General features: G+C 63.2%; 20 protein-coding genes and 1 tRNA gene. 8 read left to right on the top strand and 13 right to left on the bottom strand.

The genetic code is table 11. From position 1 onward, the window contains the following. Window positions 1-48: 48 nt before the first annotated feature. The 7 genes from BRAS3843_RS02490 to BRAS3843_RS02460 all read right to left on the bottom strand — a co-directional run bounded on the left by BRAS3843_RS02490 (window position 49) and on the right by BRAS3843_RS02460 (window position 6364). Entirely contained in the window at window positions 49-555 is a 507-nt protein-coding gene (locus BRAS3843_RS02490) for a UPF0262 family protein (protein WP_008967123.1), read from the bottom strand. Further along, window positions 552-1847, bottom strand: coding sequence for a histidinol dehydrogenase (gene hisD / locus BRAS3843_RS02485; RefSeq protein ID WP_008967122.1), 1296 nt, complete (start codon window positions 1845-1847; stop codon window positions 552-554). Before hisD ends, BRAS3843_RS02490 begins: the two co-directional genes overlap by 4 nt. A gap of 68 nt (window positions 1848-1915) precedes the next feature. Then, window positions 1916-2368 carry a DUF2948 family protein gene (locus BRAS3843_RS02480; RefSeq protein ID WP_008967121.1) on the bottom strand — a complete coding sequence of 151 codons (453 nt, stop codon included), beginning with the start codon at window positions 2366-2368 and terminating at the stop codon, window positions 1916-1918. Window positions 2369-2387: 19 nt separating this feature from the next. Next, window positions 2388-3677, bottom strand: a complete 1290-nt coding sequence (gene murA / locus BRAS3843_RS02475; protein WP_008967120.1) for a UDP-N-acetylglucosamine 1-carboxyvinyltransferase — start codon at window positions 3675-3677, stop codon at window positions 2388-2390. A gap of 105 nt (window positions 3678-3782) precedes the next feature. After that, on the bottom strand, window positions 3783-4286 hold the full coding sequence (locus tag BRAS3843_RS02470) for a hypothetical protein (protein WP_008967119.1): 504 nt from the start codon (window positions 4284-4286) through the stop codon (window positions 3783-3785). A gap of 136 nt (window positions 4287-4422) precedes the next feature. Then, window positions 4423-6138: an FAD-dependent oxidoreductase gene (locus BRAS3843_RS02465; RefSeq protein WP_008967118.1), complete on the bottom strand. Its 1716-nt coding sequence runs from the start codon at window positions 6136-6138 to the stop codon at window positions 4423-4425. A gap of 13 nt (window positions 6139-6151) precedes the next feature. Then, window positions 6152-6364, bottom strand: a complete 213-nt coding sequence (locus BRAS3843_RS02460) for a hypothetical protein (protein ID WP_008967117.1) — start codon at window positions 6362-6364, stop codon at window positions 6152-6154. A gap of 393 nt (window positions 6365-6757) precedes the next feature. Here BRAS3843_RS02460 and BRAS3843_RS02455 point away from each other — a divergent pair. Next, window positions 6758-6832 (top strand) — tRNA-Thr (locus BRAS3843_RS02455). 612 nt (window positions 6833-7444) lie between these two features. On the opposite strand, the gene BRAS3843_RS39295 is transcribed toward BRAS3843_RS02455, so the two are convergent. Then, window positions 7445-7930: a DUF1566 domain-containing protein gene (locus tag BRAS3843_RS39295; RefSeq protein WP_175361068.1), complete on the bottom strand. Its 486-nt coding sequence runs from the start codon at window positions 7928-7930 to the stop codon at window positions 7445-7447. A 458-nt stretch (window positions 7931-8388) separates the two neighbouring features. Here BRAS3843_RS39295 and BRAS3843_RS02445 point away from each other — a divergent pair, with 458 nt between their 5' ends. From BRAS3843_RS02445 to BRAS3843_RS02435, 3 genes are all read left to right on the top strand, one after another. After that, window positions 8389-9756, top strand: a complete 1368-nt coding sequence (locus tag BRAS3843_RS02445) for an alpha/beta fold hydrolase (protein ID WP_008967114.1) — start codon at window positions 8389-8391, stop codon at window positions 9754-9756. 42 nt (window positions 9757-9798) lie between these two features. Next, entirely contained in the window at window positions 9799-11019 is a 1221-nt protein-coding gene (locus tag BRAS3843_RS02440) for an alpha/beta hydrolase (protein WP_244425099.1), read from the top strand. Window positions 11020-11263: 244 nt separating this feature from the next. Continuing rightward, complete coding sequence (locus BRAS3843_RS02435) at window positions 11264-12622, top strand: LLM class flavin-dependent oxidoreductase (RefSeq protein WP_008967112.1); 1359 nt, start codon at window positions 11264-11266, stop codon at window positions 12620-12622. A 102-nt stretch (window positions 12623-12724) separates the two neighbouring features. Here BRAS3843_RS02435 and BRAS3843_RS41255 read toward each other — a convergent pair whose 3' ends face one another. Next, complete coding sequence (locus tag BRAS3843_RS41255; protein ID WP_008967111.1) at window positions 12725-13093, bottom strand: hypothetical protein; 369 nt, start codon at window positions 13091-13093, stop codon at window positions 12725-12727. 294 nt (window positions 13094-13387) lie between these two features. Next, a complete protein-coding gene (locus BRAS3843_RS02430; protein WP_008967110.1) occupies window positions 13388-13642 on the bottom strand; it encodes a hypothetical protein in 255 nt (84 codons plus the stop codon). Between the two features lie 435 nt (window positions 13643-14077). Here BRAS3843_RS02430 and BRAS3843_RS40450 point away from each other — a divergent pair, with 435 nt between their 5' ends. Continuing rightward, window positions 14078-14368 carry a hypothetical protein gene (locus BRAS3843_RS40450; RefSeq protein ID WP_139024700.1) on the top strand — a complete coding sequence of 97 codons (291 nt, stop codon included), beginning with the start codon at window positions 14078-14080 and terminating at the stop codon, window positions 14366-14368. Window positions 14369-14421: 53 nt separating this feature from the next. Here BRAS3843_RS40450 and BRAS3843_RS02420 read toward each other — a convergent pair whose 3' ends face one another. From BRAS3843_RS02420 to BRAS3843_RS02415, 3 genes are all read right to left on the bottom strand, one after another. Then, complete coding sequence (locus BRAS3843_RS02420; protein ID WP_008967107.1) at window positions 14422-15345, bottom strand: hypothetical protein; 924 nt, start codon at window positions 15343-15345, stop codon at window positions 14422-14424. Window positions 15346-15574: 229 nt separating this feature from the next. Next, on the bottom strand, window positions 15575-15787 hold the full coding sequence (locus tag BRAS3843_RS39285) for a hypothetical protein (RefSeq protein WP_008967106.1): 213 nt from the start codon (window positions 15785-15787) through the stop codon (window positions 15575-15577). A gap of 283 nt (window positions 15788-16070) precedes the next feature. Further along, window positions 16071-17900: an NACHT domain-containing protein gene (locus BRAS3843_RS02415; protein WP_008967105.1), complete on the bottom strand. Its 1830-nt coding sequence runs from the start codon at window positions 17898-17900 to the stop codon at window positions 16071-16073. Window positions 17901-18307: 407 nt separating this feature from the next. On the opposite strand from BRAS3843_RS02415, the gene BRAS3843_RS02410 reads away from it, so the two are divergent. From BRAS3843_RS02410 to BRAS3843_RS02400, 3 genes are all read left to right on the top strand, one after another. Next, complete coding sequence (locus BRAS3843_RS02410; protein ID WP_008967104.1) at window positions 18308-19834, top strand: ATPase domain-containing protein; 1527 nt, start codon at window positions 18308-18310, stop codon at window positions 19832-19834. 67 nt (window positions 19835-19901) lie between these two features. Beyond that, a complete protein-coding gene (locus BRAS3843_RS02405) occupies window positions 19902-21278 on the top strand; it encodes a PAS domain S-box protein (protein ID WP_175361067.1) in 1377 nt (458 codons plus the stop codon). A 9-nt stretch (window positions 21279-21287) separates the two neighbouring features. Beyond that, on the top strand, window positions 21288-21668 hold the full coding sequence (locus tag BRAS3843_RS02400) for a response regulator (protein ID WP_008967102.1): 381 nt from the start codon (window positions 21288-21290) through the stop codon (window positions 21666-21668). The last annotated feature ends 35 nt before the right edge of the window (window positions 21669-21703 follow it).

The following is a 21703-nucleotide window of genomic DNA, read 5'->3' as shown; positions in this document are numbered from 1 at the left end:
ACGGGCCCTCGGCCCGGAGGGCGGCCGCGATATGCGGAATCACATGCCTCATGCGCCCTCACCTTTCCAGTGCAGGACGGTGATCAGGGTGAACAGCCGCCGCGCGGTCTCGAAATCGATCCGCACCTTGCCCTTGAGCCGCTCCTGCAGCGTCCGCGAGCCCTCATCGTGAATGCCGCGGCGGCCCATGTCGATCGCCTCGATCTTGTCGGGGGTCGCGGTGCGGATCGCCTGGTAATAGCTGTCGCAGATCATGAAATAGTCCTTCACGATCCGGCGGAACGGCGTCAGTGACAACAGATGCGTCACCACCGGCGTGCCGTCCTGGCGTTTGATGTCGAACATCAGCCGGTTGGCGGTGATGCCGAGGTGCAGCGTGAACGGGCCGGTGCCTTCAGCGCCTTCGGGCGCGAACACGTTCTGCTCGATCAGGTCGTAGATCGCGATCGCCCGCTCGTGCTCGATATCGGGGCCTGACCGGCCGATCGACTCCTCGTCGAGCGTCACCGCGACGATCTGGTTGGTCGCATCATCGCCTGGCGGGTGCTGGGTCATGGCAAATTGAGGCGTAATCCCACCGAGCGTGAATGGGCCTCCAGGCCTTCCGCCTGGCCAAGCGTCATCGCCGCGGGGCCGAGCGCGCGCAGCTGCTCAGGCCCGCATTTCAGCAGCGAGGTCCGCTTCATGAAGTCGAGCACCCCGAGGCCGGACGAGAACCGCGCCGAACGCGCGGTCGGCAGCACGTGATTGGAGCCGCCGACATAGTCGCCGATCGCCTCCGGCGTATGGGCGCCAAGGAAGATCGCCCCGGCATTGCGGACCTTGGCGGCGAAGGCGTCGGGATCGCGCGTCATGATCTCCAGGTGCTCGGCGGCGATGGCGTCCGCCAGCGGCACCGCCTGATCCAGATGCTCGACCTCGATGATGGCGCCGAAATCGGCCCAGGAGGCGCCGGCGATCTGAGCGCGCGGCAGCGTCTTGAGCTGACCTTCGACCGCCCGGGCGACGTCGTCCGCGAGCCGCCGGCTATCGGTGATCAGGATCGATTGCGCGCTGGTATCATGCTCGGCCTGAGCCAGCAGGTCGGCCGCGATCCAGTCGGCGTTGCCGGTGTCGTCGGCGATCACTAGCACCTCGGAGGGGCCGGCGATCATGTCGATGCCGACCCTGCCGAACACGAGCCGTTTGGCGGCGGCGACATAGGCGTTACCGGGGCCGACGATCTTGGCGACCGCCGCGATGGTCGCGGTGCCATGGGCCAGCGCGGCCACGGCCTGAGCGCCGCCGACGCGGTAGATCTCGGAGACGCCGCCGAGCTGAGCCGCGGCCAGCACCAGCGGATTGAGCTTGCCGTCCGGAGCCGGCACCACCATCACCAGGCGCGCAACGCCTGCCACCTTGGCCGGGACAGCATTCATCAGCACCGAGGACGGATAGGCGGCGGTCCCGCCCGGGACATAGAGGCCGGCGGATTCGATCGCGCTCCAGCGCCAGCCGAGCTCGACGCCGGCGTCGTCGACGAACAGCTGGTCTTTCGGCAGCTGCTTCAGGTGAAAAGTCTCTATGCGGTCGCGGGCGAATCGCAATGCGTCGACCGTTGCGGGATCACACGCCTTCACGGCCGCGTCGATCTCCGCAGGGGTGACCCGCAGACCGGCGGCATCGAGCGCGAGCCGGTCGAACTTTTTCGTCGCCTCGATCAGCGCCGTATCACCGCGCCTGGCGACGTCGTCGACGATTGCGCGGGCGGCGGCCTCGACATCGGCGGAGACCTCGCGTTTGGCGGCGAGAAACTGCCGGAACGTCTCGTCAAAATCGGCGCTGCTGCGGGTCAGTCGAATCGGCATCTGGAGCTTTCCGGCGTGCTTCGGGCATACCGCCCATGCCTGCTCAATGGCGCGGCCGCGAGAGGCCGTCAACCCTTCGCGCCCGGCCCTGCCTCCTCGCCAAGATCAGCGGCGCCCAGATCGTCCGGCCCCAGATCGGTCAGCTCGCATTCCAGGCATTCGAGGTCGAGCCGGAGCGCACCGCCGTGGGAAAACAACAACAGCGCGCTCCCTCCGGGCGGCTCGGAGGAATGGAATTCGATCCCGATCAGCTCCAGCACCGCATCGGGTGCCTCAAGATCGATCTTGCGGGATTTGCAGGCCAGCACCCGGTCGAACCGAAGCGCCGCCACCAGCCGGCGCGGCTTGGCCTCGCCAGCCAGGGTCTGCTCCCAATCCAGCCGGTTCATGCCGATCACCAGCCGCTTCTCGGCCTGCCGCCAGAGGATGTCGGCGATCTGCACCCGCGCGTCCTGCACATGGGTGGAGATGACGGCGAGATCGTCGGCGTCGAGCGCGATCAGTTTGAGCGGGTCGGTCACAGCATCCCGTCCTCATTCCCTAATCGCGGATGCGCTCAATCGCAGCGCCGCAGGCCTTGAGCTTCTCCTCGAGCCGCTCGAAGCCGCGGTCGAGATGGTAGACGCGATTGACCATGGTTTCGCCTTCGGCGGCAAGTCCGGCAATGACAAGGGATACGGACGCCCGCAGATCGGTCGCCATGACCGGCGCCCCGCGCAAGGTCGAAATCCCCTCGATCCGGGCCGTCTCGCCGTCGAGGCTGATCCTGGCGCCGAATCGGGCGAGCTCCTGCACATGCATGAAGCGGTTCTCGAAGATGGTTTCGGTGATCGCGGATGCCCCTTGCGCCCGCACCATCAAGGCCATCAGTTGCGCCTGCAGATCGGTCGGAAAGCCGGGAAATGGTGCGGTCGTGACCTGAACCGGCTTGATGCCATTGCCATTGCGGGCGATGCGAATGCCCTCGTGGTTGACCGTGATCTCGGCGCCGGCTTCCGCCAGCACGTCTAGCGCGGATTGCAGCAATTCGGGCCGGGCGCCCGCGAGCTGAACATTGCCGCCGGTCATCGCGGTCGCAATCGCATAGGTCCCGGCCTCGATCCGGTCGGGCAGCACTGTGTGGCGCGCGCCATGCAGCGCCGCGACGCCCTCCACGACGATGCGCGGCGTGCCCGCGCCCTCGATCCGCGCCCCCATCTTGTTGAGGCACTCAGCCAGATCCTTGACCTCGGGCTCACAGGCCGCGTTGCTGATCACGCTCGTGCCCTTGGCGAGGGTCGCGGCCATGAGTGCGACATGGGTGCCTCCCACGGTCACCTTGGGAAAGATGATCTCCGCCCCGCGCAGGCCGCCGGGCGCCTTGGCCACCGCATAGCCGCCGTCGATCTCGATTTGCGCGCCGAGCCGTTCCAGCGCCATGATCAAGAGATCGACCGGCCGGGTCCCGATCGCGCATCCGCCGGGTAAGGACACGCGCGCCTCGTGCATCCGCGCCACCAGCGGCGCGATCACCCAGAAGCTGGCCCGCATCCGCGACACCAGCTCGTAGGGCGCCGTGGTGTCGATGATCTCGGCGGCCGAGATCTGCAGCGTCTGGCCCTGATATTCGCCGTCGCCGAGCCGCTTGCCGACCGCGGTGATGTCGACGCCGTGATTGCCGAGGATGCGCTGCAGCTGCGCGACGTCGGCCAGCCGCGGCACATTGTCCAGAATCAGCGTCTCCGGGGTCAAAAGACCTGCGATCATCAACGGCAGCGCGGCGTTCTTCGCCCCCGAAATCGGAATGGTGCCATTGAGCGGGTTGCCGCCGACGATGCGAATGCGATCCATGCTGATCCTGCTGAGACTGCCGGAAAGGGAGAAGAGGTTCCGGCAACAGTCCCGAGATTACGGCGATTTCATGGGATCGCAAACTGGCCCGGCGACGCGCCCCCGTCACGCCGCCAACGGCTTCGGCCTGAACCGCCACAAGACGCCGGCGACCAGGCCGACGAAGAACAGCAAGAGAATCCCCTGGACGATGAGAAAGACGGTGCCATCCGGCGGATTGCCCGGCGCCAGCGCATGCAGGGTCGGAACCTTCAGGAAGCCCTGAACCACCAGCACGACCACGTTGAGATAGAGCGCGAGCAGCGCGGTCAACAGATAGATCGGACGCCACAGGCCGTTCAGCTTCATCGCATAGAGCGCGACGCAGGCCACCGCGAGCAGCACCAGCGAGGCGATGCCGAACATGTGCGACAGCAGGAGCTGAGTGAACGGAAACATGAAGCCCGTCACGCTGGTCAGAATCGTAGTTAACAGGAAGATCGCCGTCAGCACGGGCAGCCGCGCGGATGTGAGCATGCCGAACATCACGACCAATCCGGTGACGATCGCGATCAGGCTGACGACGACATGAAGGGTAGTGAAAGCAGATAGACTCAAACCCAACATCATGGCGCAGGCTCCCCCCTTTTAAGAGCGCGCCACAATGCCACAACTGATGTGGCGAAATTACCGACGAAGCGTGGAACCCAGAGCAGTTCCACATGGTACGTCACCACCTCATTCGCCTAGCTAATCAGTTCCCAAGCTAACTCGCCGGCTTCAACGTGTCGGAGAGGAACCCATGCAGTGCAGCGACGACCTGCGCGCCTTCGCCGATCGCGCCGCCCACCCGCTTGACGGAACCCGACCTCACATCGCCGACGGCGTAGACGCCGGGAACCGAGGTCTCCAGCTGTGACACCATCCGTCCGGCGTTCTGCTCTGATTGCGCGCCGGTCACGACGAAACCCGCGCGATCGAGCGTGACGCCGCAGCCGTCGAGCCAGCCCGTCGCGGGATCGGCGCCGACGAACAGGAACATATTGCGGATCTCGGCCGTGGTCTGCTCGGCCGACAGCCGGCTCTTCCAGGTGATTCGCTCCAGTCCCGTCTCGGCACCGCCGTCGAGCGCGGTGATCTCGGTGTTGAACATCAGCTCGATGTTCGGCGTCGCCTCGATGCGCTCGATCAGATAGCGCGACATGCTGGCGGCAAGCCCGCCGCCGCGGATGATCATCCGCACCTTCTTGACGTGGCCCGACAAAAAGACCGCCGCCTGGCCTGCCGAGTTGCCGCCGCCGACCAGCGCGACCTCCTGTCCCGCGCACAGCCGCGCCTCGATCGGCGAGGCCCAGTACCAGACGCCGCGGCCCTCGAAATCCTTCAGGCGGTCGATGTCGGGACGCCGGTAGCGCGCCCCGCTCGCCACCACGATCGAGCGCGCCCGCACCTCGTCGCCGCAATCGAGCGACAGCACGAAAGCGCCGTTCTTGCGCTCGCAGTCGAGCGCAGTCACCGAAACCGGGATCATGATTTCGGCGCCGAATTTCTGCGCCTGGTTGAAGGCGCGCGCCGTAAGCGCCAGCCCGGTGATCCCGGTGGGAAAGCCGAAATAGTTTTCGATGCGCGCGCTGGCGCCGGCCTGGCCGCCGAAGGCGCGGGAATCCAGCACCGTGACCGACAGCCCTTCCGAAGCGCCATACACGGCGGTGGCCAGCCCCGCCGGCCCACAGCCGACGATCGCGACGTCGTAGATCTTCTCGCCGCGCGGCCCGCCGATCATGCCGATGGCATGCGCAAGCTCGGTCTCGCTCGGATTGCGCAGCACGCTGCCGTCGGAGACGACGACCAGGGGCAGGTCGGACGGTTGCGGCGAATAGCGCGCGATCAGCTCGGCGGCGTCGTGATCGGTGGCGGGATCGATCAGATGGTGCGGAAAACCGTTGCGGGTGAGAAAGCTCTGCAGCCGCGCCGTCGCGGCCGATTGCGGCGGCCCGATCATCACCGGTCCGCCGGCGCCGCCCTGGATCAGGTTGACCCGGCGCAGGATCAGCGCGCGCATGATCCGCTCGCCAAGCTCAGCCTCGGCGATCAGGAGCGCGCGCAGCCGCTCCGGCGGAATCAGAATCACCTCGACATCACCCTCGGCATGGCCATCGACCAGCGCGACGCGGCCGGAGAGCTGGGCGATCTCGGCCAGGAACTGGCCGGGGCCCTGGTCGATGACGGGCGTGACCCGGCCAAGGCCATCGCGCTGGGTGATCGCGACCTGGCCGGACAGGATCACGAACATGCCGGGACCCGGCTTGCCGGTCGCAAACAGCTGCTCGCCGTCGCGATAGGACCGGAGCTCGCCAAAGCCGCGCAGCCGCTCGATCTCCTGGACGGTCAGCTCCGGAAAGGTCTGCTCGAAGCGCGGCATGGTCTTGGCGAGCTCGGCACGCCTCGTGGCGGCATTGTCCAAACCGTTGTCCGCACTCATCGCTGTCCCCTCGTCACTCAATGTCCACACCTCCCGCGGGACCGTCCGGCCCGCCGTCGGCGGTATCATCTAATGCAGCTTCGTGAAGGTTGGTAGGCACCGCCGACCCCGGCTTGCGCCCCCGCTCCTGCGCCTTGCGACGCTTCAGATTCTCGCGCAGCGCCTGCTTCAGCCGGTCCTGCCGCGATCCCTTGGCCGGCGTGGCGTCCCTCTTCTGCTCCGTCATCCCCAATCCCCGCGCTTCCGGGTCCTCGCGAATCCAGGACCCGCGCTCTCGGGTCCCGTCGGGTCGTTTCACGGCACAATTGGGGGCCAATCCGTCGAAAGCCAAGGCCGAAACAGGCGGCGAACGTAAGTTCCGTCAGGCCTCCGGTCTCCTGCCCGGATGGGGAGGGTGCAGCCGGCCACAGATCGCCCCGTTTCGGCAGCAAAGCCGGCAGCAGGCCGAAGCTGGGCTTTTGGTCCGGCAAGGCAGTGATTTTCGTCGATTTGCCCCCAACAGCTCGGCCTTTCCTGGCCCGAACACCCCGCCGCGCGCTTGCGCCTGGGAAGACCTTGTGGCAAGAACCGCCCGCGCTTGGTCGCGGCCCCGAGGGCCGATTCTCGCGACGTCCCGTCTGCTGCCGTAGCTCAGTGGTAGAGCACTCCCTTGGTAAGGGAGAGGTCGACAGTTCAATCCTGTCCGGCAGCACCATGGGAGCCAAGTTTTCCTCCTTCAGGGCTCCTTTCCTTTCGCGATATCGAATTGGATGGAGCGCGCAGCTTCGCGTTCTCGCGGCGCGTGTTGCGCCCGAGCTGTGCTGGTCGATCACCCTCGCGAAACGGAGGGCGCAGGGAAGGCCGGGCGCTGGCCGCGCCCGTGGCCCGCCTGCAGAAAGAAAAGCAGGCGGCAGTCACCACAGGTCTGGCCGAAAACACCCGGCCCTCCCTGCGCGATGGGTTTACGACTTATACGTGATCTCCCCGGGGACCGGCTGTCTTGCCCCCGTCCCGCGCGAAGCGAAGCTTCGTCGCGTCAGCGACAACGCGCAGGCGCGTTGCGCTGGGCGCCAGCACCGGGGCGCCAGGACCACACGATTTCGCCGTCCGCACGAGCCCGTTCGTCCGCATCCAATAAAGAATGCTGCGCGCCCACACGGCCACCGCTCCCCGCCTCCACGTTCGTGACGACCGCGATACGCCCCTCGCACCGAGGCGGGATGTGAGGGTTATAACATGATTTCTGAAAAAACGAAAGATGAATTTTGCCGTCGCGGCGAATGTTATTTCCTCAGTCTCGCGATACTCTCCGTCCGGAGCGCCGCAGTCATCGGCCGGTTCGCACCATGCGAACGGCAAACCGGGACGTCTTCAGAAAATTCCACGTTGGCATTCCGGTTCGGAAGAACACGACCCATGCATAGGAGGGGCCGCTTGCGGTGCTTGTCCAGAACTGCATCGACGGTGTCGCTGGAAACACCGTCTCGTCGATCGCCGGTCTCTTGCAGTTCTGCGCCACGATGCTCTGCAGTTCGTCTCGCTCCGGAAGCCGCCAGTTTGCGTCATCCGGCAAATGAAGTCCCACTGCGCTTTCCCAGTCCAACAGTTCGACCGATCCAAGACAGCCACCGGCTTCTGTCCACTGCTGGCCATAGCTGCACCGCATCCAGGTAAGATCGGTGCTGGTGTCATAGGCTGTTTCACCGTGGACCTCAAAGCGTGAAACCAACGGCTGAACTGGCTTAGCTCGGTCGCATTCGGCCCGAGCGATATCGGGTGTGGCAACAAGACTGGCGCCGAACACTGCAGCCACCACAACGCACCTGCGTCGTCCCATCTGCCACCTCCATGTTCCAGGATCGGGCTGGCCGACCGCGCCCCAGGGGATGCAGCGACGTATTACCACGACAGCAGATTTAATTCGATTGCAGCACCGATGGGACACGCGCGCTATACGATCTGCGCTCAGCTAGGCGGCTACCGCGCCTCCGCTATTGCACAGTGGACCAAGGCCAATCCACGACGGCCGGAATGACCAGCCGACCGAGAATGAGTTGAAAGCACCTCATCTCCGGGGTGTCACGCCCGATCAGACGCGCGAGATCGGCCGATTATCCGGTAAGCTGCCTGCGAACGGTGAAACGTTTTGAATCGTCATCTCAAACACAAGCATTGATCGCGCCGTTGTCGCTTTAGGCGCGAGCCGCCGAAACTTGTCGGCATTGCCCAGTTCGGGCAGATTGAGCCACTGCGGGAACGGAGGGCTTGAGGATGCTGTCGCGGAAGGTCACCATCCGGACGTGGACTACAGCGCGCTGTGTCTTTCTCTTTTTTGTTCTGTCCTGCGTTTCGGCGACTGCCGCGCGCGACTTGCCGCGGCGCCCGTTTCTGGGCGTGACTGGCCAGCCTGCGCCCGACAAGCACGTACGTGTCGGCAAGATCTTTCCTGAGAGCCCTGCCGCGCGATCCGAGCTCGCGGTCGGCGACATTCTGCTTGCACTCAACGGCGCCCCGATCACGTCTGTCGACGACTTCCTAGCCGGGGTGAAATCCCTCAAATCCAAGGACCGCGCCGTTTATCAGGTGCAGCGAGGCGGCAATGAATTGGATGTCGAGGTGACGGCGGGGGAATTTCCTCGCGAACAGCCGAGCGGCATTCAAGTCCTCTACGACTCCGTCGAAACGCCCAAGGCCGAGGTGCGAAGCATCCTGACGCTGCCAATCGGCAACACGGGCAAGCTGCCGACCATCTTCTACGTCCAAGGGTGGGACTGTTCTTCGGTTGACTGGCCGTTACCCGATCCAAATCTTGCCCGTGAGCTGGTCTACGGGCTGACAAGGGCCGGATTTGCCGTCATGCGGGCCGAAAAGAGCGGCACTGGCGACAGCACAGGCACGCCTTGTCGCGACGTAGATTTTCACGACGAAGTTGCGCTGTTCACGAGCGCGCTGAAAAAGCTGAAGACATATGATTTCGTGGACACCGGAAATGTCTTCATCTTCGGACACAGCGCCGGTGGCTGGGTTGCCCCGTTGATGGCGGAACAGGAGCCGGTCAAGGGCATCGTTGTCTACGGCACGGTGGTGCGGCCCTTCGCGGAGTATCTCGTCGAAAATTGGCGACGCAATCGTTGGCTCAGATCGCAATCTGACTTGTCGCAATTTGACTTGGCCAAGGTCGAGGACGAACAGCGTCTTTACGCACAACTTCTCCACTACCTTCTCGTGGAGAAGAGCTCCGTGCACAACGCCACAATCAAGCACCCTGAGCTCTCGGCAATGGCAAAGAGGCTGTTCCCGCAGGACGATGAGCACTTCGACAATCTGAGAACGTTGCAGCACGTACGGCAACTGAATGACCAGAACGTCGCACGCGTCTGGGCATCCTTGGACGCTCACGTGCTCGCCCTCTTTGGCGAATACGACATCAGGACGCTCGCGATGGATCACGAATACATTGCGGCCATCATCAACGCTCGGCACCCGAGCATGGGGTCCTGGCGGCTGCTGCCGAAGATGGACCACGGTTTTGCCCTGCATGATTCACTGCACGACAGCGCTGTGCACGAATTTGCAGGACCATTTGGCGATCAGGTCCTGCAGGAAACCGTGACTTGGATACGCGGTATCGTCGGATAAGCTATGCGCAGAGCTCTTGCGATCTTTTCGATAGTGTCCTTGATGTCCATGTCGAATGCTCAGAGCCAGCCGCTCACGGTCGACCCCGAATCGATCGTTCCGTTACCCGACAAGTTCGATATGGAGACGCCGGCGACGGACGTTCCGCCCAACATCGCCCGCTTTCAGGGCGCGTGGATCGGCACCTGGCACGACGATAGGCATATTCTTGTCGTTGAGCGAGTCTCAGCCGACGGGCATGCAAACGTCGTTTTCGCACAGTCGGACTCATCCTTCTACGGCATGAACCGGGAGTGGTGGCGGGACGAAGCGCAAGTGGTCGACGGCGTTCTGACCATGACGGGCTTTCGGATCTTCCGCTACGCCTTTGATGGTCCAGACCGGTTGTATCTGACTGCTACGCTCAAGTCCGGCGATGTCAGCTCCGGCGTTCTGATCCGGACCGATGCCGCACGACTTGCGGCGGGCGATCGACCGGTCGAATGGCCTTGGCCCGGCGAGCGGGTGTGGATTCCGCATCTGACGCTTCGGACTCCCGACGGCACGCGGCCGATCATGCTTGAAGGGACCTTCTATCCGCCTGCTGGCCCTGGGCTTGCTCCGCTCGCGATCTTCACCCACGGCTCCGACGTTGGCCGCAGCCAATTGAGGAGCTGGTCGTTCTCGACCGAGGCGCACTGGCTTCGCGACAACGGCTTTGCCGTACTGGCGCTGATGCGCCGAGGGCGCGGCAGGTCTGAGGGAATCAATGGAGAGGAGGATTTCGGGCGCGCTCACGATGGGAGCCTCATCGATGTTTCGGCGGGAATAGCTCAGGCGGTCGATGACCTGGACTCCGCAATTGCCTATGGCCGGACACTGCCCGGCATACGGCCGGGGCCGGTGCTGCTCGCCGGTCAGTCACGCGGCGGGTTTCTCGGTGTGCACTATGCCGGCCTGAAGCCCGGCGAGGTGATGGGCGTGGTGAATTTCTCCGGCGGGTGGTACCCCTACGGACCGGTGACGACGCCTTACTACGCGAACGCGGGCCACGGCGCGGCCGACAAGGTCCCGCAGCTCTGGCTCTATGCGGATAACGACCACCTTTATAGCGAGGCCTTGATCCGTGAATATGACCAAGCGTTCACTGCGGCCGGCGGCCGCGCGCATTTCGAGCTGCTCCACGGCGTCCCTGGCGACGGCCATTTGCTTCGGCTCTACCCCGAGCGGTGGCGAGCGATCGCCGACGAATTCTTGGCCTCACTCATTCGGCAACATCCGTGATGCGCTCAATCGCGCCGGTGGAAGCCTGACATGGGTCAATTCGCGACTGAGCAATCGCTGGTGTCGTCAGGCCCAGAGCATCGGCATCTCGAGATTCCGGGTTCAGCCCTGATGGGCTGCCCCGGAATGACGGCGGTTAGGTCTGAGGCTGAGCGCGCCTTAAGCGACCGTGCGCGCATGCGCGATTGAAAACCACCGCCGAAGCATGCCATCTGAGCGGCCTGGACGTATCGAGGGAAGCACCATGGCTGCGGACATCCGGCTGAATGCGTTTGCGATGAACTGCGTCGGGCACCAGTCGCCCGGCCTGTGGCGGCATCCGCGCGACCGCTCCAGCGAATATCATCGCCTGCCCTACTGGCTCGATCTCGCCAGGACGCTAGAGCGCGGCCGCTTCGACGGGCTTTTTTTGGCCGACGTGCTCGGCGTCTACGACGTCTATGGCGGCAATCCGGACGCGGCGCTGCGCCACGCGATACAGGTGCCGGTCAATGATCCGATGATGCTGATCTCGGCGATGGCCGCGGTCACGGAGCATCTCGGCTTCGGCGTCACCTGCACCCTGTCCTACGAGCCGCCCTACCCGTTCGCGCGGCGCATGTCGACGCTCGATCACCTGACGGAGGGACGGATCGGCTGGAACATCGTGACCGGCTATCTCGACAGCGCGGCGCGCGGCATGGGCCGCGACCGGCAGGCGGCGCATGACGACCGCTACGACGTGGCCGACGAGTACATGGAGGTGGTCTACAAATTGTGGGAAGGCAGCTGGGAGGACGACGCGGTCAAGCGCGACCGCATCAGCGGCATCTTCACCGATCCGGCCAAGGTGCACCGCGTCACGCACCAGGGCCCGAACTATCAGCTCGACGCCATTCATCTGTGCGAGCCGTCGCCGCAGCGGACGCCGGTGCTGTATCAGGCCGGCACCTCGCCGCGCGGCCGCGTGTTCGCCGGCCGCCATGCCGAATGCGTGTTCATGTCCGGCCCCTCGGCCAGGATCATCGCGCCGCGCGTCGCCGCGATCCGCCAGGCTGCGCTCGAGGCCGGGCGCGCGGGTGACGACATCATCATCTTCAGCATCGCCACCGTCGTGCTCGGCGCGACCGATGCGGAAGCGGAAGCCAAGTTTGCCGACGATCGGCGCTACATCGATCACGAGGCTTCGCTGACCCTGATGTCGGGCTGGACCGGCGTCGACTTCTCGACCTACGACCTCGACCAGCAGGTCCGCCACGTGCTCAACGATGCCGGCCGCAGCGCCATGGACAACGTCACCCGCGCCGATCCGGACCGGGTGTGGACCGTGCGCGAGGTCGCCGAGCATGTGGGCATCGGCGGGATCGGCCCGGTGTTCGTCGGCTCGCCGGCGAAGGTCGCCGACGCTATCGAGAGCTGGATCGCGCAGACCGGCGTCGACGGCCTCAATCTCGCCTTTGCTTTGTCGCCCGAGAGCTTTGCCGACGTCGCCGACATGCTGGTGCCGGAGCTGACGCGGCGCGGCCGCTATAAGAAGGCCTATCAGCCCGGCACCTTGCGCGAGAAGATGTTCGGCCGTGCGCGACTCGCCGCGCCGCATCCGGCCGCGCGCTATCGGCCGTGACGGACGATCTCGCTCCGTCGCGGCGCGCTCATAAGTCTACGGCCTCACTGACTCTCAATTGGTAGCGTCGGGCCGGACGTCGCCGGCCCGATCATGCGGCTGCTACCAGCACGCGTTCACCCGCACCAGGCGCCAACCCCAGCCGGTCCAGACCCGGCGCCATCGCGTGCAGTCATCCCAGCCGGCATATCCCCACCCCGGCCCACCCCATCCCCAGCCGGGAGCGCCCCAGCCTGGACCCCAGGCCGCGGCGCTGGCGAGCCCCAATCCGAGGCCGATCCCGACCGCGGGTGCGCCCCAGCCCCAGCCGCCGCCCCGCCAGCCGCCACCACGCCAACCACCGCCACCCCAACCGCCCCCAAATCCGCGGCTGAACCCGCCGCCGTGAAAGCCGCGCTGCGCGGAAGCAACGCTCGGTGCGAGCGCGAGGACCGCGGCAACGCCGAGGGCGAAAAGCGTCTTTCTGACCATGAAGAATTCCTCCTTTGGATGGACCGCTCATGAGAGCCGCAGTGCCATCCCCCAAGAGCCACCGGGTTCGAGCTATCTATTGGGGTAATTGCCCTTGCTCAGGAACAACATCCGACGAAACCCTGAGCAGCAGGCGGAGATATCCCCCCGGCTCGCGGGGTGGATTCTCGGGCGCGAATTTTGCGCTGGGTTAGCAACACCGCGCCGCGAACCTACCCCCCGGGCCTGCGCGAAACGTAGCAGCGGCCTTCCGACGCCATCGGCAGGTGTTGCATTTGACGATGGACGAGCAGTTCAGCTTGGCCTCTGCCGCGGTCTCGCGCGCACAGGCTTGGCAGCCGGCCAAGTGCTGGAACCGGCGAGATCATCTGCCAGCTTCTGCAATTCGCGCGTCGCGCGGCGCTTGGTGGTGTTTGATACAAAGCGAACCTGGCCCCTGCCCTTGCGGAACGGAAACACCACGAGAACGAAGCCAAACTTGCGGCGCTTCGGTCCGTCAATCGCCTTGCCGTTGAACAACTGGTCGACCCCGTCAGCGACCGCCTTCATCTCTCTTTGGAACCACGACTCATTGAGCATCTCGGCCGACCTTGTTGTCTCGACAGAGTCCCCCGAAAGTGCAGCGACGCGATCAGGCGCAGGGGACAGGACGGATTGCGCCGGGATCGCTCAGTCGCCGAAACCATTGGCTCGCCGCAAGGACGTAGCCCCATCCTCCCGAATTGCATCTATGCTGTCGCACAACCTCAACGGATGCAAGAGAATCGCGGTTGAATCGCGGTTGATATGTCGAGCGACGGTTAACCCTGAAAAATTGCGGCCAATCGTATCGATGCGGAACAAACTCACCGCAGCCCGCATCGCGGTTATCTAACTTCACGTGATGTTGTTGGATTAAGACGACGACAATTCGATCTCCGAAGATGAGCGAGCCCGTCAGCGCCGCATCATCGTATGCCGCGCCCCTCGGCACGGAGACCTGCAATGACAGCTGATAGATTACGACGTGCTATTCTCGTCTATGCACTGCTTGCGACAAGGACGATCGCACTTGGCGCGCCCACCGCACTTGCGGCTGAGGCGCCCCCACCGCTTCACAGCGGACCCTGGCCGATCCACAACGGTCGGACTCATCAGCCAACCGAGGATGAGCTGAGAGCGCTGCACCTGCAGGATGTCACGCCCGATCAGACGCGCGAGATCGACAGATTGTACGACCAGCTGCTGGCTGACAGCCAGAAAGGTCTGAACCGGCATCTCACGCGCAAACGCTAGACCGCGGTGTTGCCCAACAGCATATGGCCGTTGCCCAGCGAGTCGACGTCAGTTCAGAGAACAGCGGCCACGACCTTGGCCCGCTCGGCAGCGAAACGCGCCTTCAAGTCCGTTGCGGCCAGCTTGGCTGCGGTAACCTCGGCATCGCCGATTGCGCGCGCCGCGCCGTCGGCATCGCCCAAGGCGGCAAGCGACACCGCCCGCGCCAAATGAAGCAGCGCGGCATCGAGCGGGCGCTCGCCATTGGCAGCGATGATCGCGAGCGCCGTGTCAGCATGCACCAGACCCGGCTCGGGATTGCCGGTGACATTGGCGACCAGCGCGTTGAGATAGTGCCCGCGCTCGGCATTGGTCCAGTTGCCGCATTTGAGCCAGAACTTGAGACTGGTCTCGGCCGAGAGTTGCATCAAGGCGCTCTCATCCGCCGTGCGCGGCGACATCTCATAGAGCTCCCAAGCGAGATTATTGCTGGCGACCGCGATGGTGCGGTCCAAACGCGCCGACGGCTGGACTTGGCCGACGACATCCAGCGCGCGACGATAAAGTCGTGCGCCTTCACCAACGCGTTTCGAGCCGATTAAGGCCTCGGCCAGCATGAAGCGCAGCTCCAGCAAGGCTGCACCGAAATCGTCCCCGGCGGCTTTGAGATAAGAAAGTTCGACGTCCGCCGCTTCGACCAAATCGCCGCTGAGGACGGCGGCAACATAGAGCCACCCCCAGGCCTTCATCGTTTCGAGGTCGGGCGCATGGCCTGCGGCAATACGTTTGCCCAGGATGAGCGCGCGCGGCCAATCGCCCAAATGCGTCCCGAGCGTGTGGATGGAGAGATGGATGAAGGGCGCAAGCAGGCGGGGTAATACGGCCGCCGGGCTCACCGCTTCGAGCTCGCACGCAAGACGTGCACTCTCCTGGTCGTGATAGTTCCAGCTGTCATTGAGCAGCTGTTCCAGCAAGCGGGATTCGTCACTTTCAATCATCTGAAGTCCTTCGCAGGGCTCCCGAGCACGGGCGAGTTTGGGGCTGGGTTGGCGCGCGAAATTTAGCCGCGCCCTCAGCTCGGCCGGAAGTGAAGGCGCGTGATTGTGCGCCATCCGTGCAGGCCGGTGGCCGCAGTCGAGCATCCCGCGGAGGGTCGATCGTATGGCCGGTTGCGCTACAACTACGTAATCGGGCTGGCAATGTATGCCAGCCCGATCGTCGTAATTATCAGTTGGAACTGGCGGGCATGCAAGGAGGTTCGGTGTAGGGAGCCGTGGCATACGCGCCCACATTCGGAGCCCGCACGCAATCGGTGGTGATGGTATGGCTCTTGTTCGTGGCGTGCCGCGCCGCGGCATTGCTGCTGCGGGCGGCCTGAGCTTGAGTGGTGACTGCGAGTGCCGCGATCAGCGCGACCGATGCAAAGGTAACTCTGGTCATTTGTCTTCTCCCTATGACAGGAGCCGAGCGGGCTCAGCTCCATGCTGTCTGGAGCGTCGGGCCATGAGAGAAATGTCATCACGAGCTATCAACAAAGCGCGACCAACGAGCGATGATCGATCAATCGAGCGGGCGCGCCCCTTCACCGAATCATGATCGTGCCATTGGCGAAAAAGGTCTGGCCGGACTGTCGGGCATTGTGACGAGATGACAATATCGCCGTGACTCTGGGACGGCATCACACCGATCAAGCTTCATCACACTGACCCGAACGACTCAAAACTCACTTAAGTAGCAGCAAGGTTTTTCCGGACTTTTCGGCTTCCTTCACCGATCTCTCAACGTGCCGACCAACGGCCAAAAGGGCTCTCCTGAACCGTTCGAAGTGGTGGCCGATACTCGTTTCCGCAAGCCACTCATCATCTTCGCCGGAAAGGTTAAGAGTCCCATTACCGAAAATCTGTTGCGCCTCTCCCTTCGCCTTCTTGCGGCGCGGTCGCAAACTTATTCGCCGCTGCACTTCCTCCACATCAATAAAGTCGTTTGACATCAGCGGATCAAATACACCCTTGAAGAATTCCGGATAAAGTTGTCCCACCAAGATCGGAAACCGATTGAACCGTTCATTTCGCACGCTCAATACAGGACGCAAACGGCTCTTGTTTCCCATTGTAGAGAGAAAGAAATCGCCAATCGCCTCGGAAGCGAAAGTAATAGGCTGTTTAGCATTGTATTTCTGCGCGATGAGTAAGATATTTCTGAGCCTCGGAGCAATCCAGGTTCGCTCGATCAGCGGGCGGTTGATGTCCAGAACCATCGAGATAACGTTGTCCTGAGGCTGAAGCGATAGCTTATCGAGGAGATCTGCAAGATCAATCGAAGGACTTCTCGATATGAAGCAAGCACTGAAGTACTCTTGAAACGAACGGTGCGTAAATGTTATCAGCGTGCCATCGCGCTGCATAATGCAGACGGATTCTATGAGGTCACGGAGAAAGTCCGCCGGCCTGACATCCAACTTCTCATGGCGACAAGCTGCAGTGATTGCATCTAGAACTTCCGATTCCGTGAACTGGTATTTTGCCTTCACATAAGTGGAGATACAAAAGGCCGAAAGGCAATTCTTAAACTCATTGATAGCCAAATCGACGTAGCGCTTTCGCTCAAATCCCGCCTCCTTCAAAGTATCGTGACGAAAGAAGAGCGTTTCAAAAGCTTGCTCATAAAAGATGTGAATCTTGTCAGGGATTTGCGCGAACTGCTCATATGTGATGAGCATCATCGTCGCCAGGAGCGGGTTTGAGAGAAAACTCTCGTGTTTGTCGTACAGCGATGTACGCACCGCCTCCGCAAACTTATTACGTATTACTTTCTGGTACGGCAACTTCCGTAGCAGCTCAACCACCTCCTTCTTGGCCATTGGAAGAACCGAAAAGCGAACAAAGTTCTGCCACGAAGAGAAGCGTTCATCTTCTCGACTAGTAACAATCAGAACCATATTTGGATTGTTGCGCTGCAGTTCGATCAGCTCCTTCTCAAGTGATGAGCGGATTTCGGGGGCAACCTCGTCGAAGCCGTCTAGAATTAGGTATATGGCGCCAGTCTTCACCGCAGCTTCGAACTGTCTTTCGGAGATAACTGAACCCGGTCCCAGCACAAGCGAGTGATAGACGTACGGGAGTATCTTCGAGCTAACAAGAGTATTGATGCCACGCAGTTCAACGAGAATCGGAAGAGCGGCATGCGTGCCATGCGCCAAAGCTAGGAACAAACGGCGCATGAAGACAGATTTACCGGAACCACCGCTGCCGCACACAATAATGGCTTTGTCGCGCGGGATTCGTTCGATGAATTCGTCCTCGTTTATGGTCTTGCGCTCGGCCGATAGATAAGTTGGAACGTAGATCAAATCGATAGGAATGGATTGGTCGCGGCTGATCAGCGTTCTAATGTTCGAGCAGCGCGCAATTGTAGTCTCGTAATACGGCGCCAGATTTAGACTGAGCGTTTCGGCAAGCCTCACTTTTGCTCGACCGGCAAGTCCAAAAATGGGTTCAGCGAATTTCTCTGCAAATTTGGCAAGTAAGGTGGCAGTCTGAGGCTCTATCGTCATCTGTTCTCTAATCCGAACAAAATATGGAGTCTCTGATTAAGAGATTGAACCAAATCGAGTCTACACCTTATACGAGCCATCCCCTTGATTTTGGTCGGATACGCAGTGACCTGATGCACTGCAGCAGACGGGAAGCCCTTCCGCGCAAGGCAACTTCTGTCGAGCTGCCCCGCTATGCGCGTTTCGAGCGTTCGGAAATCGAGATCCGCGATTTACCTATGAGAATGCGACGCTAGCCAAGCGGGTGCCAAGGTCTTGCGCCACCTGGATGAATCCCTGGTCCCCGATGCAAGACTTGGCGGGACGTGTTCCAATGAGATGCGGGCGTGAGGCTCGGGTGGCCTGTTCGCAGCCTGGGCGGAACGACGTCACCGGCTCTTGTGAGCCCGGGCATCGGGAGTGGCGAGATGGCAAGCGACGACCTGGGGAGCGACCCGGAAGAAACCGGTTTCGAACGCGTATCCACCGGCAGTGAGGGCCTGGACGACATCCTGGGCGGCGGGTTCGATCCCAATCGGATGTATCTGTATGAAGGCCGTCCCGGCACCGGCAAGACCACGATCGCGCTTCAGTTCCTGCTCGCGGGCGTACGGCGCGGTGAGCGGGTGCTCTACATCACCCTTTCGGAAACCCGTCGCGAATTGGCCCTGGTCGCGAAGCGCCATGGCTGGACGCTCGACGGCATCGAGGTCTTCGAGCTGGTGCCGCCGGAAACCTCCCTCGATCCTGACCAGCAACTGACGATCCTGCACCCCGCCGAGATCGAGCTCAGCGAGACCACCAACCTCGTGTTCGAGAAGGTCACGGCGCTCGACCCCTCCAGGGTGGTGTTCGACAGCCTCTCCGAGCTGCGGCTCTTGGCACAGAATCCGCTGCGATACCGCCGCCAGGTCCTTGCGCTCAAGCATTTCTTCGCCGCACGCAACTGCACCGTGGTCGTCTTGGACGACCTCTCATCGGCGGACACCGACCTTCAACTGCACTCGATCGCGCACGGGGTCATCAGTCTCGAGCAGCTGGCCATCGACTATGGCGCCGAGCGCCGACGTATTCGCGTGGTGAAGATGCGGGGCATCAAGTTCCGCGGCGGCTATCACGACTTCACGATTCGGACAGGTGGGCTCAAGATCTTCCCGCGCCTGATCGCCGCCGAGCATCATACGGACTTCCGTGGCGACTTCACGCCGAGTGGTAATTCCGAACTGGACAGGCTGCTGGGTGGCGGCCTCGAGCGCGGCACCAATGCCTTGTTCATCGGGGCGGCGGGCGTCGGCAAATCATCGGTCGCATTGTCCTTTGCACTGGCGGCAGCGGATCGCGGCGAGCACGCGGTCTATTTCGCCTTCGACGAGGGCCGCGGCACGCTGGAGGCGCGCGCCCGCACGCTCGGCCTGCCGCTCGACCGGGCGATGGCATCGGGCAAGTTGCGGTTCCAGCAGATCGATCCCGCCGAGCTCTCGCCCGGAGAATTCGCCGCCAACGTGCGTTCCAGCGTCGAGAGCGATGGTGCGCGGGTCATCGTCATCGACAGTCTCAACGGCTATCTCGCCGCCATGCCGGACGAACGTTTTCTGGTTCTGCAGATGCATGAACTGCTGACTTATCTCGGGCAGAAGGGTGTGCTGACCATTCTCGTGCTGGCACAGCACGGCCTGGTCGGCCCGATGGATACGCCGCTCGACATCAGCTACCTGAGTGATGCCGTGGTGATGCTCAGATATTTCGAAGTTGGCGGTTCGGTTCGGCGCGCGCTTTCGGTGGTCAAGAAGCGGAGCGGGAACCATGAGCACACGATACGTGAGTTCCAGCTCACCAGGAGTGGCATCGCGCTCGGTCCGCCGCTGACCCAATTCTCCGGGATATTCTCAGGCACGCCGGTCTACCGCGGCGAGCAGGAACTACCAACGATACCTGAGCCGGGCAAGCGGGGCTGACATGGATGGCGGCACAGTCTTGATCCTCGCTCCGGTCGGCCGAGATGGGCCGGCCACGGCAGACCTATTGGCGCGGATCGGCATCACCGCGACGATATGCGCCGACCATGCGACACTGGTCGATCGACTGAGCGCGGACTGCCTGGCCGTGGTCGCGACCGAAGAGGGACTGTTCGGCCGCGATCTCGCGCCCTTGACCGCGTGGGTCCGGAACCAGCCGGCGTGGTCGGATCTGCCCTTCGTCATTCTCACAAGTCATCTGCCGCAGCGGCGCGTCGCCGTCTGGCGGACGGAGCTGGTGGCATCGCTCCACAACGTGACGCTGCTCGAGCGGCCGGTTCAAGTGATCACCTTGACCAGCTCGATCCGCGCGGCGGTGCGTGCACGAAACCGGCAGTATGAGCTTCAGGCGCTGCTCGGCGAGTTGGAGACCGGCAACGAGCGCCTCCGTCTCATCGCCGAGAACGCCAGCGACTATGCGATCATGTTCAGCGATGCCGAGGACAACATCGTCAGCTGGCTGCCTGGCGCGGCCGCCGTCTTCGGCTGGGACCAGCAGGAGATGCTGGGGAAGCCGGCCTCCACGATCTTCACGCCTGAAGATCGCGCGAAGGGCGTGCCGGAACAGGAGCTGAGCCGCGCCCGCGCGGACGGCGAGGCGCCCAACACGCGCTGGCACGTGCGGAAGGACGGCGGGCTCGTCTTTCTCGACGGGAAAACGGTGGCCTTGCGCAACGTTGACGGCACCATCCGCGGCTTCCTCAAGATCGGGCAGGATGTGACCGAGCGGCAACGCAATGAGGAGCGCCAGGCGGTGCTGCTCGCCGAATTGCAGCACCGGGTCCGCAACGTTCTCGCGATGGTCGGATCATTGGTCAACCGCGGCGACAGCGGCAGCACAACGCGGGAGTTCCGCGAACGGCTGGGTGGCCGAATTGCCGCCCTGGCGCGAACCCAGGCGCTGCTCACGCGTGGAGCAGGGGTCGGCGTGGACCTGGAGAGCTTGATCCATGACGAACTGCTGAGTCAGGCGGCCGACGCAGCACGCGTGACGATCGGCGGCCCCCGGCTCACGCTCGCGCCCAAGGCCGCTGAGGTGCTGACGCTCGCCATCCATGAACTCGCGACCAATGCCGCGAAATATGGCGCACTCCGCGTCCCCACCGGCCGGATTGCCTCGCGGTGGAAAGTTGAGCCGGTCAACGGCCAGAGCTGGCTCGAACTGGATTGGCAGGAGAGCGGCGTTGAGATCGCGCCACAGCAGAACCGCCGTAAGGGTTTCGGGACCGAGCTGATCACCCGACGCGTTCCCTACGAGCTGAAAGGCCGGGGTGCGTTGGATCTCGATGCCGGCGGACTTCGTTGTCATATTGCGTTCCCGCTCAAGGCCGGGGAAAGCATCCTGCAAACTGATCGTCCCCCCCCCCCCCGCCAGCGCAGATAGGAAACCCGCATGAGCAGTATGCTGCTAGCCGGCCGATCCGTGCTCGTGATCGAGGATGATTATTACCTCGCCGATGATGCACGGCAGACGCTGGAGGACGCCGGCGCGAGCGTCTTGGGACCGGTCAGCAGCATGGAGGATGCGCTGGGCCTGCTCGATCAGACCAGCCCTGACTGTGCACTGGTGGACATCAACCTCGGCGCCGGTCCCAGCTTTGCGTCGGCCCAGGCGATCAGGTCCCGGAACATCCCGCTGATCTTCCTGACCGGCTATGACGCGAGCACCATTCCGTCTGAGTTCGCCGACGCGCCACGCCTGCAGAAGCCCGTGGAAGCGCGAAAGCTCCTGGCTGCCGTCGCCGCACTTGTGGCCTCACTCGACCGGCGATGAATTCATCGTCCCCCGACAACAGCGGCAGGGTTCCG

The sequence above is a fragment of the Bradyrhizobium sp. STM 3843 genome (assembly GCF_000239815.1).
Classification (GTDB): Bacteria; Pseudomonadota; Alphaproteobacteria; order Rhizobiales; family Xanthobacteraceae; genus Bradyrhizobium.
This window is presented reverse-complemented; position numbering and strand designations above follow the sequence as displayed.

Excerpts from the sequence above, each read along its gene's own strand:
- BRAS3843_RS02490 (WP_008967123.1), bottom strand. The coding sequence starts at position 555 with ATGACCCAGCACCCGCCAGGCGATGATGCGACCAACCAGATCGTCGCG.
- hisD (WP_008967122.1), bottom strand. The coding sequence starts at position 1,847 with ATGCCGATTCGACTGACCCGCAGCAGCGCCGATTTTGACGAGACGTTC.
- murA (WP_008967120.1), bottom strand. The coding sequence starts at position 3,677 with ATGGATCGCATTCGCATCGTCGGCGGCAACCCGCTCAATGGCACCATT.
- BRAS3843_RS02470 (WP_008967119.1), bottom strand. The coding sequence starts at position 4,286 with ATGATGTTGGGTTTGAGTCTATCTGCTTTCACTACCCTTCATGTCGTC.
- BRAS3843_RS02465 (WP_008967118.1), bottom strand. The coding sequence starts at position 6,138 with ATGAGTGCGGACAACGGTTTGGACAATGCCGCCACGAGGCGTGCCGAG.
- BRAS3843_RS02460 (WP_008967117.1), bottom strand. The coding sequence starts at position 6,364 with ATGACGGAGCAGAAGAGGGACGCCACGCCGGCCAAGGGATCGCGGCAG.
- BRAS3843_RS02445 (WP_008967114.1), top strand. The coding sequence starts at position 8,389 with ATGCTGTCGCGGAAGGTCACCATCCGGACGTGGACTACAGCGCGCTGT.
- BRAS3843_RS02440 (WP_244425099.1), top strand. The coding sequence starts at position 9,799 with ATGTCCATGTCGAATGCTCAGAGCCAGCCGCTCACGGTCGACCCCGAA.
- BRAS3843_RS02435 (WP_008967112.1), top strand. The coding sequence starts at position 11,264 with ATGGCTGCGGACATCCGGCTGAATGCGTTTGCGATGAACTGCGTCGGG.
- BRAS3843_RS41255 (WP_008967111.1), bottom strand. The coding sequence starts at position 13,093 with ATGGTCAGAAAGACGCTTTTCGCCCTCGGCGTTGCCGCGGTCCTCGCG.
- BRAS3843_RS02430 (WP_008967110.1), bottom strand. The coding sequence starts at position 13,642 with ATGAAGGCGGTCGCTGACGGGGTCGACCAGTTGTTCAACGGCAAGGCG.
- BRAS3843_RS40450 (WP_139024700.1), top strand. The coding sequence starts at position 14,078 with ATGACAGCTGATAGATTACGACGTGCTATTCTCGTCTATGCACTGCTT.
- BRAS3843_RS02420 (WP_008967107.1), bottom strand. The coding sequence starts at position 15,345 with ATGATTGAAAGTGACGAATCCCGCTTGCTGGAACAGCTGCTCAATGAC.
- BRAS3843_RS39285 (WP_008967106.1), bottom strand. The coding sequence starts at position 15,787 with ATGACCAGAGTTACCTTTGCATCGGTCGCGCTGATCGCGGCACTCGCA.
- BRAS3843_RS02415 (WP_008967105.1), bottom strand. The coding sequence starts at position 17,900 with ATGACGATAGAGCCTCAGACTGCCACCTTACTTGCCAAATTTGCAGAG.
- BRAS3843_RS02410 (WP_008967104.1), top strand. The coding sequence starts at position 18,308 with ATGGCAAGCGACGACCTGGGGAGCGACCCGGAAGAAACCGGTTTCGAA.
- BRAS3843_RS02400 (WP_008967102.1), top strand. The coding sequence starts at position 21,288 with ATGAGCAGTATGCTGCTAGCCGGCCGATCCGTGCTCGTGATCGAGGAT.